Genomic DNA, 13,095 nt, shown 5'->3' with positions numbered 1-13,095 from the left:
GTGAAATTAACCTATTTTTCAGGTCACGTACCTAACTTCGGTGATGAGCTAAATAAATATATGTGGGATTCGCTAGTTTCACCTAGCTTTTTTGATGAAGACGACTCAAAGCTATTTTTAGGTATTGGCTCTATTTTGTGGGATTACTTACCTAAGAAACCAAAAAAAATAGTGATGGGCTCAGGTTATGGTGGTTATACCCCAAAACCAGACGTCCATGATAGCAGTTGGGATATTGCGTTTGTAAGAGGGCCAAGGACTGCTGCAGCTTTAAATATAAACCCTTCTTTAGCAATTACCGATGCCGCAATATTAACGCACTTTATGCAGCTACCTAAACAGAGTAAAAAGTATAAGGTTAGTTTTATGCCGCATTATGAAAGCATAACCCGTGGAAATTGGCAGGAAGTTTGTACACATGCGGGCATAAATTTTATAGATCCTACAAACCCTGATGTTTTATTTTCCTTAAGTGAAATAGACAAAACTGAATTACTTATTACTGAAGCAATGCATGGGACTATTTTAGCTGACACATTAAGGGTACCTTGGGTTGCACTAAAGCCAATACTTCCGATACACCATAATAAATGGTTCGACTGGGCTGAATCACTGGATATAAATTTAGAGTTTAGCCAAATGCCAAGTTCATCTATCAAGGACACATGGTCTCAAATGACCGGTAAGCTAGGGGCTGGTAAACGAAGTAGACAATTCGCTAAAGTTTTGAGTTTTACAGACAAATATTACATTGATAATGCCAGCGATAAATTGTTGAAGTTAGCTAAAACGGGTGGCCAGTTAAGTGATGATAAAATATTTGAGTTAAAAGCTGATATGGCTTTGAGTAAGTTATCACAGTATTGTGATTTAATAATATAAAATTAGTATTAAAATAGAATTCATATGGGCTGTAATATAAAGGAATATATAATGGATATAGTAAATGTAGGAGTTGTTATTCCTTTTTATCAAAAAGAAAATGGACTTTTATTCAATGCGCTGAATTCAATTTTTAAGCAAAAAGTTGTCGGTGTAAAATTCATAATTACTATCGTAGATGATGGTTCACCTATTAAAGCACTAAGTGAAGTTAATGAGTTAATATTACCTCAAAACTGTACTCTAAAGGTTATCGAGCAACATAACCAAGGTCCTGCTGCGGCTAGGAACCTAGCCCTTGATTATCTAAGTGAACAGAATATATCAGTGGTTTCATTTTTAGATTCAGATGATTGTTGGTTAGACTTTCATATAGAGACTGCAATCAAAGCATTGTGTGCAGACAATGCTGATTTTTATTTTTCAGATCATAGTCGCTTTGACTCCGAGCATTCTTTATTTAAAGAAGTTGGCTGTTTTAATGATTTTGATAGAGCTTGCAAAGAATACAATATTCATAAAGAAAAAGAGCTTGCAATACTCAGTGGTGAGGATTGTTTTAGCTTGTTTCTAAAATATTATATAAGCCAAACTTCAAGTGTAGTGTATAAATTTGATAACCTCAAAGATCACCGTTTTGATGAGTCATTACTTAGTGCAGGAGAGGATTATTTTCTTTGGTTACAGCTGGTAAATAGCTCTAATAAGGTTGTATTTTCTTTTAAAAAAGGTGTTTATTGTGGTAGAGGAGTGAACATATTTTTTGATTCATTTGACTGGTCAAAGAAAGAAGCTGCAAGCAGGATCGGATACGAAGCTTTATTTTATAGAAAAATCTATACGCACTTTAATTTAAATTGTAACCAGAAAAAAATTGTTAAATCTAATGTTTCTCGACTTGAAGAACAATATTCATATTTATTAGTAAAGCATGTAATTACTGGTAAAGGTTTAAATAAAGGGTTGTTGATTAAAATATTTAGGACGAGTCCAGCTACCTTAATTTTATTACCCCTAAGGTTATTTAACTTTATATTAAAATGAAAATGTGATTTTTAATATAATATGGTGGCAGGCTCTGGGTAAGGTGAAGAAGTTTTGTTTGTAAAACGTTTATAAATATTAGTTTATTTTAAGCTAAATAGAATTTTGAATGAAAGATTTGTTTAACTTTGTTTAGCTTAGTTTATATTTATTTTTATTTTGTATGTATGCTGATTTATTATTTTAATTCACGTATAACTGGATTGTATTATTGAATCTTTGAATATACTCATATAACATAATTTACGCTTTTGTAAGCATTCTCACTTCAAGATATCTATAAGGATTAATAGTATGACATCTTCAAGGACATTTAAACCAACTGGCTCTTCAGATGCTAATTTTTATCGATTATTCGACATTTTTGCATTATTTATTGCTTTTCAATTCTCTGTTTTATTCTACGGAATTGACCTTACTCCTATATACATGGTTACTGCATTGACAGTAGCATTGAGTTTTTTATATTTCGCTGAAATTTTATCTGCATACAGGTCATGGCGTGCAGGGAAGTTTAGAACCATGGTAATGTGTGCTTGTGGGGCTTTATTTATCTCATTCTTATTTCTACTTTTAGTTTCTTTTATATTTAAATTCTCCGACTCGCTTTCTAGAATAGGCCTCGGGTTATGGTTTCTTCTAAGTGTAACATTTATGTATGGTTGGCGGCTGGCAGCATATTTATTTAAAAGAAATAGGAGAAAGTTAGGGATCAATTTACGTAACGTTGCAATTGTTGGGGCTACTGAGTCAGCCGTTCACCTATATAATGAGATCAACAAAAATGATGAATTAGGATTCAGGTTCTTAGGCTTTTACGACGACCGAAAACCAGAACGTTTATTTGAGAACTCGATTAAATACGAAGTGTCAGGGAAAGTGCAAGATGCTGTAAGTGCTGCCCGCAATGGAGATATAGGTGTTTTATATATTGCACTACCAATGAAAGCAGATAAGCGAATTGCTGATATATTGTTACAGTTGGGCGACACTACGGTTGATGTACATATTATTCCAGATTTTTTAGTTTCTAACTTGATACACGCGCGAATTGAACATGTTGGAGAGCTTGATACACTAAGTGTGTTTGAATCTCCCTTTATAGGAGCACGAGAGTTTATCAAGCGTACTGAAGACATAGTAGTTGCGGTGTTGATTTTGATGCTTATTTCTCCTTTGCTAATTGCTCTAGCACTAGCAGTAAAACTAACATCTCAAGGACCTGTTATTTTTAAACAAGATCGCTATGGCCTCGATGGCAGAAAGATAAAGGTATGGAAGTTTCGCTCTATGAGTGTTACAGAAAACAGTGATGTGGTTACTCAAGCTAAAAAAAATGATGCTCGTATCACGCCACTGGGCAGCTTTTTACGTCGTACTAGTTTAGATGAGCTTCCCCAATTTATAAATGTATTAAAAGGCGATATGTCTATCGTGGGGCCTCGGCCTCACGCTGTTGCGCATAATGAGGAATATCGTAAAAAAGTAGAGTTTTATATGTTACGTCACAAAGCTAAGCCTGGTATTACAGGTTGGGCACAAATAAATGGCTGGCGAGGCGAAACTGATACCCTAAATAAAATGGAAAAACGTGTTGAATTTGACCTGCACTATATTAAACATTGGTCGCTTTGGTTAGATATAAAAATTATTTTTATGACAATTTTTAAAGGGTTCAAAAATGCAAATGCATATTAAAACACTTTTATTTGTAGTTACCTTTTTCAACCTGTTTTTAGCTTTGCCAGCAATTGCTAGCTTTTCACATGGTAGTATTATAACTGAAAGTGGAGTCAAAATAACACCGACCATTCAGACCGGCTTCAGCAGTAATAATAACTTTTTCAGTACGCCAGAAGATGAAAAGTCACGCCTAATTTGGACTTTTGATCCAAATTTAAAAGCTGCAATTGAAGACGGACCTGATAGCTATAAATTAGATATTGGCACGCATAGCGCATTACATAATAAAGATTCGCTCGATAATTATACTCAAGTAAATATTGGAACAGCTATCCATAAAGAGTTTACCAGTAAACAGCGTCTTGATATGAAAGGTAATATAGATTGGCTATATGAAAAGAGGGGTCGTGGTTTAACAGAAGGTCTTGGTGATGATATTGATGAGTTAGTAAAGTATCAATTGAAAAATGCTTCTGCTCGTTACGAATATGGTGCGCAAAGCGCCAAAGCGTTAATTGCATTTGAGGGGGGGTATTTCAGTAAAGAATATCAAAATTTTAGAGAGCTCTCACAATATCGCGACTACGATAAATATTTAGTTGGTATTACTGGTTATTATAATACTCAAGCAGCTACTCGAATGTTTATAGAGGCTAAACAAGAAAACTATCGTTATGACGTATTAGCCAGTAGTGGTGTAACGAGAGATAGCAACGACCTGAAAATTCTTGGAGGCATACAGTGGGACGCTTCAGCAATAACTTCAGGAACATTCAAGTTAGGTTATCAGAATAAAGACTTTGAAGCTAATGAGCGTGAGAGTTTTAGTGGTTTAAGCTGGGAGGCTTCTGTCAGTTGGAAACCGCTTAGTTATTCTACGCTGCAATTAAGAACCAGTCGTTCAGCAAAGGATCCTCTTGTGCAAGGGGATTATATTAAAGAAAGTCTATATGGTGTGGACTGGAGTCATGATTGGAGCAATAAACTAAGCTCACTTGCTAGAGTTAGTTATATGAATGAACAGTATACAGGAAACATTGGCCGAGAAGATAAAACTAAAAATCTTCGCTTGGGTATAAGTTATATGGCAAATAAATTTGGTATGGTTTCCACATACGTAGACTTTGTTGATAAAAACTCTAGTCAATATTTAATTGAATATGACAGAGTAACTGTAGGAATTAATTTTACATTTGCATTAAAGGCTAATAAATGAAGTTTGTTTTTTTTTTAGTACTATCTCTAGTTTGTAATGTTTGCTTTGCCCAAAGTGACAAAAATTATGTCTTAGGTGCTGGTGATAAAGTAGAAATTAAGGTATTCGGCGAACCTGACTTAACGGTGACAGCACTCCTTGGCAATAGCGGGGAGGTTAATTATCCGTTTTTAGGAAAAGTAACGCTTTCAGGACTTAATACCTCAGAGGTTGAACATGTAATTGCTAAAGGTTTACGCCCAAATTATCTAGTTAACCCCAATGTTTATGTACAAGTAATTCAGTACAGACCCTTCTATATTCATGGTGAAGTTAAAAATCCTGGTGCTTACCCTTATCAACCTGCTATGACTGTGAATCAAGCTATAGCACTTGCTGGCGGCTTAACTGAGCGAGCATCTGTCGATAAAATTTTTATATTTAAAGAGCAAACAAAACAGCAGCAACAAAAGGGAAATTTAAACAGCCAAATTGCAGCGGGCGATACAATTAAAATAGAACAACGCTTGTTTTAAAGCAGTTTACAAGGCAGTAATGAATGAACGAAATAAATGAAAAAAATAATAATGAAGATATTATTGATTTAGGCTCCTATTTAAAAGTAGTTATGCGTGCAAAATGGCGCATTATGAGTTTTGCTAGTGTGATTACTTTGCTCACGATCATGATAACTTTCACTTTAGTACCAAAATATATTGCAACAGCTACGCTACTTATTGAGGCTGAACAAGCTAAGGCAGTTAGCTTTGAAGAAATATATGGACTCGACTCTAATCAAAAAGAATACTACCTCACACAATTTGAAGTAATAAAGTCAGATAGTATCGCTCGCGAAGTTATCCGCAAGCTTGAGTTAAAAAGCCATCCAGACTTTATAGCTAAGCCTAGCGCTTTCAATCAATTAAAGACACTAATAAAACAAGAGTTAAAACCATATTTACCCATTAATAAAAAAGAAGCCACTATTTACTCGTCTGATGAGCAAGCCGAACGTGAAATGCTAAGCTTATTAGGGGCTTTTAAATCACGCTTGTCAGTATCTCCAATTCGAAATACACAATTGGTACGTGTCAGCTTTGAATCGAGCGACCCTAAGTTAGCAGCGCTGGTGGCCAATACTGTTGGGCAAGTGTATATAGATAGTCAAATGCGAGCTAAAATGGGAATCACACAGCAGGCTTCCAGTTGGTTGAACACCCGATTATCTCAATTACGTATTCAGTTAGATGACTCTGAAGTACGTCTGCAAGCTTACCGTGAGCAGCAAGAGCTAGTGGATATTGAAGGTATAGCTGGGCTTGCAACACAAGAGCTAGAACAAATATCACAGCAATTAATAGTTGCTCGTAATGAAAAAAATAATTTACAAAGTATCAATCGAGTAATTAGTGAATATGGCAATAATAATTTAGAGTTATTAGGAAGTATGCCCGAAATTACTTCGCACCAAGTCATACAAAATGTAAAACGAGACGTTGTTATTGTTGAGAGAAAGCTAAGTGAATTAGGTGAAGTGTATGGGCCAAAGCACCCTAAAATAATCTCCGCAAAAGCAGAACTTGCTACCGTTAAGAGTAACCTCAATAAGCAAATTAAAGGGCTTGTTACTGGTATTGAAAAGGAACTCAATCGTATAACGCGTACAGTAAGCGCACTTGAGCGTGATTTGATAAAAATACGCGCTGAATACCAAGACATCACTCGTAAAGAAACAAAATATAATCAATTAAAACGTGAGGTAGAGACTAACCGCAATATATTTAACACGTTTTTATCTCGTTCGAAAGAAACTGAAGTTACAAGCGATTTTAGCTCGGCTGCCGCTCGCTTTACAGATAAAGCATACGCTCCGAACAGTCCATCAAAACCGAATAAAAAATTAATTATTATTTTATCTTTTGTTGGTAGCTTTTGTTTTGCTGCTGTAATGAGTTTTGTATTTGATGCGTTAAACGATACTGTAAAAACAAAAAGTGATGTAGAAGATAAAATTGCTCAGCGCATGTTAGGCTTACTACCTCATGTGAAAACACCTAGGAAAAGTACTTTTCCTATTCATGCATATTTAGATGAAAAATACAGACTTTTTGCTGAATCAGTTCGTACTTTTCGTACAAGCTTACTGTTAACTCAGCTTGATCGTGAACTTAAAGTAATTGCAATCACGTCAAGCACTCCCGGTGAAGGTAAAACGACGACCTCAGCTAATTTAGCAATGTCATTAGCGCAGATGGGTAAAGTGTTATTAATTGATGCGGATTTACGTAAACCAAGTATCGCGAAGCGCTTTGATATCCCTGTATTCCACCCCGGCTTGAGTAACTTAATAGTAGGTACAGAGCATTTTAGCGAGTGCGTACATGTAGATGGGCAGTCTGGTGTGGCTATTATGCCGAGCGGACAAATTCCAGCTAATCCGCTTGAGCTTTTATCTAGCCAACGTTTTAATGAAGTGCTTGAGGTATTAAAAACAAAATATGACCACATAATAATTGATACTCCACCAACACAAGCGGTAAGTGATGCTTTAGTAATTGCTAAAAGTTCTGACTCTGTTATTTACGTTGTTAAATCTGATGTTACACGCATCAAACCAATTAAGGCTGGGGTTGAGCGTTTATTTGAAGCTAAGGCCCATGTTGCTGGAATAGTATTAAACCAAGTTGATATTAGTAAAAGAAAAGATGAGCACAGCCATGGGTATTACGATTATTACGATTATTCGCAAAAGCCAGCTCAATCAAGTTCTTAGTAGGTGATCGCGTATGTTTGATATCCATTCACATATTTTGCCTGGTCTAGATGACGGCGCTAAAGATTTACAAGAGTCTTTAGCTCTTTTGAAAGTGGCTCAAGATGACGGCATAACGCACATGGTGGCCACACCGCATATTCATATTGGGCGTTTTGATAATTCGGTTTCCCACCTTTATACTGATATTGCAAAATTAAAGGCAGGGGCTTTGGCAGCAGGTATCAAAATGCAGCTGGCAGTTGCTGCAGAGGTTAGGCTTGATATTGAGCTAATGGCATTGGTTTTATCAAATAAGCTACCGTTTATTGGCTCTCTTGGTTCTGATAATTATATATTATTGGAACTACCTCACTCACATGTACCGCAAGGTTATGATAAGTTCATTAATTGGCTTGCAAAGCAAGGTATTAAAGTCATTATTCCTCACCCAGAGCGCAATAGAGAGATTCAAGCAAACCCCTTTTATATTGAACGATTAAATCAATTAGGATGCGACTTTCAGTTAACCGCTTCAAGTTTAGAGGGGGCCTGGGGCGAAAGTGCAAAAGCGATTAGTATTAATATGCTCGAAAATAACTTAGTACGGTATATAGCATCCGATGCACACTCAATCAAAAGACGTCCACCCATATTAAGCAATGCAAAAAAAATAGTGAAACAATTATTGGGTGAGGACAAAGCGGAAGATTTATTCGTAAATAATCCAAAACACTTAACGAGCACGTTGTTTAATGGCTAAGACCAAGCAGTTAGTTAATATTTTTCTCCTTGGTATTATAATACTTGTTATTAGCATTGAGAGCGTAAATAGCATGCGTGCTAATGTGTGGTATTTTAAGGCTGTCAATACTCTAAAGCAGTCTAAAGCATTAATGACTCCTGCAGAGCTAAAGTTTGCTGATGATGCAATTAACTTAGCTTTAAAGCTTGAGCCTACTCAGGCACATTATTGGCACCTCAGCGCTTATGTAAAAATGCTTGGATTGACTTTAAAGGATATGAAAAGTGAGGATATGTCATATTCTTTCAATGATATTGAACACGCGCTTTTAACTTCACTTCAAAATAGACAAGCTTGGTCTGAAACGTGGATTGAACTTGCAAAAGTAGTCAGTAGTCAAGAAGGGCTTTCTCAGCGAGTATTAAGGTATATAGATCAAGCTAAAAAAACGGGCCCTTATAAGTTTGAAGTAAGATCAGGCATCATTCAGATAGCATTAATTAATTGGCCTCAACTTCCTCCTAATTTCAAAGCTCAATATATGAATGAGTTAAATTTAGCTGCGCAATATGATGAGAAGCTCGAACAACTTTTTGAAATTGCGAACCAAATTAATAAAGTAACATTATTGTGCATGTCACTACAGTTTGGAAGTGAATTCAAATCTGTGAAAAAAAGTTCCACATTTGGAATGTATTGTAAATGAGTACTAATAATTTCAAGATAAGCTTATCAATTTTAACAAGAGTTATTAATTTCTAAAATCATATAGAGCTGTGTCTAAGCTATTGTTTTGTATTATAAAAAATTACTTTTTATTTAAAGCTAGGCCTTTTTTTTCTATGGTATTGTAAGTTATTTTCGAAATATAAATAATTACAGCCAATGTAAGTAAAATAAATACATTGTTAACTTCCGCTCCTCCTAAGTCTAAGTACCGTTGTGAGCTTATAGTTGGCGCTACATTTATCCCTGTTATTTTTTGAATAATTATACCTATCGAAGTCAAAATGAATAATATTGCCGCATGGGTCATATATATTGAGTAAGATAGCTTGCCTATAGTTTGAAAAGCATTAAGTTTTAAAAATTTTGATAGTAAGCCTGCTTCATATGCAAAAAATAATACAGTTAATAAGAATAGTATTGGAGCAATTAAGGATTTATATTTAAAGTTAACAATCACGACTTGGACTATCAGAAATAAGAGTAATAGTTCTATTACTGTAGCTAATGCAGGGGGGAATTTAAAATGTGAAGATTTTTTGAAAAGTAAATAAATTACAGTACCACCAAAAAAGCAAGATAACCCTTTCAAAACACTCTCTACTAATATATCCGATTTAAAATATATAAGGCTGAAAGCGATAGCTGATATACAGAACCAAACAATGGACTTACTGGTTTTAAAAAAGGCTATAGTAAAAAAGAGCAAAACATAACTATAGAATTCTATACTTATACTCCATGATGGGTAGTTAAAGCTTAGAGGGTCACTAAAAGGAGTCCAAGAGTGTATCAATAGTAGGTTAGGGAGAATTTGTTCAACTGATGTGTCATTTGTAAAAGGTAAATTATTAAATGAAATTCCTCCTAGTTTATAGGCAAATAACTTCCCAAGCTCTAGAAGGATAAATATAGCTAACATAAATATATGTAGTGGATATATGCGAAAAAAACGGGCTTTAATGAATGCGTTAAAATTTAGATCTTTCTTTTCGCCGTAGCTATGTGCCAAAACAAAGCCACTTAAAATAAAAAAGAACTCTACAAATATTGCACTACCTCTAAAAAAATCCAATTCAGTTATTGAGTTAACAAAGTGCATGTGAAAAATCACGACTGAGATTGCACAAATGCCCCTAAATGAATCAAGTGCTTCAAATCTTTTTTTCAAAACTTAGTCCTTTAAAGTGATCCGCCTACGGAATAAAACCCTATTTAAAGTTACTATATAACTAATTTTAAAAAGATTATATAAAACTTATCTCTAAGCATATTGAAAATATTTCTAAATTATAAGTCAATACTTAACAATGTTTACTTAAGGTCGGGTTAACTTCTTGAGGGGAGTAGGTTAGGTTGAATCAATCAAGAGGGCCTATGATTAATATTAAACTAAGTAAACCACTCTTGAGAAAACGCCCAGAGCCATTGTCATCAGCTCTGGGCTACAAATGGCTCTTAGTTGAGCCTTGCGCTAACTAAATACACTTTCGCAATTCTTAGGGAGAAGAAGAAAGTACCTGTAATTGTAGTTAACTAATTTGCAAAACTCTAAATTTTGTTTGTTTATTAACCGCAAATGATAACAAAGACTTAATAATATTGTGCACAGGTTACCCTTTGTGTTGAGTGTTTTATGCCCAGCTTATTAACTGGGTATTTTGCACAAGATCGCGTGGCAAAGAGTTTTTGATCCTATTCTTTTGCCATTTACCTAGTCCTATCGGGCAGCCACATAAGGTTAGTACTACTTCGCCGCTGGCTTTTGTAACGTCTTCTAGGCGTATATCTTTACCATTAAAGTAGTCGTTTGCTTGCTCGTTTGTTAAAGCATACGTATTGCTTTTGCATTCATTACCAAAAACGGTAGCAAACTCGTGAGTTAGTCTTACGCCGTTTTTATGAATAATACCTAGTTGAATACCTAAACGTGCGTATTTTATTTTGTTTTGAACGGCTTCAAACCCATCAGGAAATAACCACAGTTCTTTATCGCGCTGCATTAACTTACCTGGAAGCGCATTTAAGCCAAACTGTTTTTTAAGCTCGCTCATAAAAGAACTGGTTTGTTTTTTATCAAACTCGTTAAACGGAAACGCACCTTTTTTCACGCTTTGGGTTGGGTTATTGCAGCTTGCGAGTTTTTTATACTTAGCGATAAAAAAGCCTTCACTGTCGAATGTTTGCGGCCACACATGTAAATAGCCCTCGGCGGTTGTGGCTTTTTCTGCCCCTTTAAATAAATCACTTAGCGATTGCGGCTCAATATAGTCGCCAAATTCATTCAGTAGATAGTCGCATACTTGTTGGTTTTCGAGCGGGGTAAGCGTACAGGTTGAATACACCAATGTACCGCCTGGTTTTAATGCGTAAAAAGCGCTTTTGATTAAATCTTTTTGAACTTGAGCAATTTCTATATTTGATTCTATTGACCAGTTTTTAAGTGCGTCGGCATCTTTACGTACGGTACCTTCACCAGAGCAGGGTGCATCAAGCAAAATGCTATCAAAGCATTCAAACATATAATTACCAAATATGACGCCATCAAAATGCGAAAGCGCACAGTTACCAACGCCCATACGCTTAAGCGTAGCGCTAAGTACTTTTAAGCGTGATGACGAAAGCTCGTTGGCAACAAGTACGCCTTGGTTATTCATTATTGCGGCAAGTTGCGAAGTTTTAGAGCCAGGCGCTGATGCCATATCAAGTACGTAACTATCTTGTAAATCTGAGCTTTCAATACTTTGTTTTAGTGCCATAGGCGGCAGCATTGAGCTTGCCTCTTGTACGTACATGGCGCCGCTTAAATGTAAGTCGGTATTGCCTAATGCTAAGTTTTGTTCTTCATCGCTTGGGCGTTCTAGCCAAAAACCCTCACTACACCAAGGTATTGGTGTAAGTTGCCAGTTTTTTTTCTCTGCACGGTGTTTAAATTCGGCAACGCTAATTTTTAATGTATTTACACGAATAGATTTTCTGAGAGGGCGACGGCACGCGTTTATAAAGTCGTCTAAATTGAGGTGCGCAGGTAAATAGGTTTTTACGTCGTCAATAAAATGCTCAGGAATAAAAGTGTTGGCGTTCACGCGTTGGCTCGTACATTAAAAATAAAGCGCGATATTAGCACTTTTAACGCACTATTTCAGTGTTAAATAGCGGCTTTATAATTTATTAGTGTGTCGACATATTGTGTTTTTAGTTTAATGTTAAAGCAATTTTATACGACTTTAGATTAACAGTGTCGACAATAAGTGTGTTTTTTACTCATTTTTACCTTAGGTGGGGTTGACATGTTTTTTTATTAAGCACATAGTTAACCCATCAATTGTCGACAATTTATTTATAAAGCCATGACGCAACCTTTTTTAAACGATACACCTATTACTACAGCATCTGATCAAGTGTTTGTTGATATGCGCCGTGAAATAGTAGAAGGCAGCATACAGCAGGGTAGCAAAATATCGGAGCCTGAGCTTGCAAAGCGCTACGGTGTAAGCCGTGCGACGCTTAGAGAAGCGCTTAATCGCTTAGAAAGCTGTTACTTAGTGGAGCGTAAAGCCAATGTAGGTTGCCGAGTAGTGGCGCTAACCGCAGAGCGTTTAATTGAAGTATACCAAGTACGCAGCTCGCTTGAAGGCTTAGCATGTAGGCTAGCTGCCGACAATATGGCTGCTGACGAAGTTAAAGGCTTAAAGCAATTACTTAACCAACATTTGCAAACACAGCGCGTTAAAGAGGGGGAGTCGTACTATCAAGAAGCGGGCGATTTAGACTTTCACTATCGCATTATTAAAGGCAGCAAAAACGCCCATTTAATCCATTTGTTATGTAACGAGCTTTACCAATTAATACGTATGTACCGTGTACAAATGGGCATGGTAGGGCCGCGCGTATCAAAAGCGTTTGACGAGCACTTAGCCATTATTAACGCGATAGAAAACCACGATGGTGAACTTGCTGAAATGCTGATGAAACGACACATCAGTGCATCGCAAGCAAATATTCAAACCAAATTTGATTTGTTGAATAAAAAAACAACACTTTCTGCTAAAAGCTAAAAGCTAAAAG

11 protein-coding genes are annotated in these 13,095 nt (G+C 36.0%); 9 read left to right on the top strand and 2 right to left on the bottom strand.

What is annotated here, in order from left to right:
* The 8 genes from CWB60_RS20005 (at position 1) to CWB60_RS19970 (ending at position 9,007) form a co-directional block, all read left to right on the top strand.
* Positions 1-882: a polysaccharide pyruvyl transferase family protein gene (locus CWB60_RS20005; protein WP_138577724.1), complete on the top strand. Its 882-nt coding sequence runs from the start codon at positions 1-3 to the stop codon at positions 880-882.
* Positions 883-933: 51 nt separating this feature from the next.
* Complete coding sequence (locus tag CWB60_RS20000) at positions 934-1,926, top strand: glycosyltransferase family A protein (protein WP_171036171.1); 993 nt, start codon at positions 934-936, stop codon at positions 1,924-1,926.
* Positions 1,927-2,220: 294 nt separating this feature from the next.
* Complete coding sequence (locus CWB60_RS19995; RefSeq protein ID WP_138577720.1) at positions 2,221-3,624, top strand: undecaprenyl-phosphate glucose phosphotransferase; 1,404 nt, start codon at positions 2,221-2,223, stop codon at positions 3,622-3,624.
* Positions 3,608-4,825 carry an outer membrane beta-barrel protein gene (locus CWB60_RS19990; protein WP_138577718.1) on the top strand — a complete coding sequence of 406 codons (1,218 nt, stop codon included), beginning with the start codon at positions 3,608-3,610 and terminating at the stop codon, positions 4,823-4,825. Before CWB60_RS19995 ends, CWB60_RS19990 begins: the two co-directional genes overlap by 17 nt.
* Positions 4,822-5,340: a polysaccharide biosynthesis/export family protein gene (locus CWB60_RS19985; protein ID WP_138577716.1), complete on the top strand. Its 519-nt coding sequence runs from the start codon at positions 4,822-4,824 to the stop codon at positions 5,338-5,340. Before CWB60_RS19990 ends, CWB60_RS19985 begins: the two co-directional genes overlap by 4 nt.
* Before the next feature lie 23 nt (positions 5,341-5,363).
* Positions 5,364-7,577 carry a GumC family protein gene (locus CWB60_RS19980; protein WP_096739742.1) on the top strand — a complete coding sequence of 738 codons (2,214 nt, stop codon included), beginning with the start codon at positions 5,364-5,366 and terminating at the stop codon, positions 7,575-7,577.
* A 13-nt stretch (positions 7,578-7,590) separates the two neighbouring features.
* Positions 7,591-8,319: a tyrosine-protein phosphatase gene (locus CWB60_RS19975; RefSeq protein ID WP_138577714.1), complete on the top strand. Its 729-nt coding sequence runs from the start codon at positions 7,591-7,593 to the stop codon at positions 8,317-8,319.
* Positions 8,312-9,007: a VpsP family polysaccharide biosynthesis protein gene (locus tag CWB60_RS19970; protein ID WP_138577712.1), complete on the top strand. Its 696-nt coding sequence runs from the start codon at positions 8,312-8,314 to the stop codon at positions 9,005-9,007. The genes CWB60_RS19975 and CWB60_RS19970 overlap by 8 nt, the downstream gene beginning before the upstream one ends.
* A 102-nt stretch (positions 9,008-9,109) precedes the next feature.
* Here CWB60_RS19970 and CWB60_RS19965 read toward each other — a convergent pair whose 3' ends face one another.
* Together CWB60_RS19965 and rsmF are read right to left on the bottom strand one after the other, a co-directional pair.
* Positions 9,110-10,198: an acyltransferase family protein gene (locus tag CWB60_RS19965; protein ID WP_138577710.1), complete on the bottom strand. Its 1,089-nt coding sequence runs from the start codon at positions 10,196-10,198 to the stop codon at positions 9,110-9,112.
* A gap of 463 nt (positions 10,199-10,661) precedes the next feature.
* Complete coding sequence (gene rsmF, locus CWB60_RS19960; RefSeq protein WP_138577708.1) at positions 10,662-12,113, bottom strand: 16S rRNA (cytosine(1407)-C(5))-methyltransferase RsmF; 1,452 nt, start codon at positions 12,111-12,113, stop codon at positions 10,662-10,664.
* A 264-nt stretch (positions 12,114-12,377) separates the two neighbouring features.
* Here rsmF and CWB60_RS19955 point away from each other — a divergent pair, with 264 nt between their 5' ends.
* Positions 12,378-13,085 (top strand): GntR family transcriptional regulator, encoded by a 708-nt coding sequence (locus CWB60_RS19955; RefSeq protein WP_064385586.1) that lies wholly within the window; start codon positions 12,378-12,380, stop codon positions 13,083-13,085.
* Positions 13,086-13,095 lie beyond the last annotated feature (10 nt).

It is taken from the genome of Pseudoalteromonas sp. S327, assembly GCF_005886415.1.
GTDB lineage: Bacteria > Pseudomonadota > Gammaproteobacteria > Enterobacterales > Alteromonadaceae > Pseudoalteromonas > Pseudoalteromonas atlantica.
Note: the sequence above shows the minus strand (reverse complement) of the source record. Positions and strands in the feature narration are given on the sequence as shown.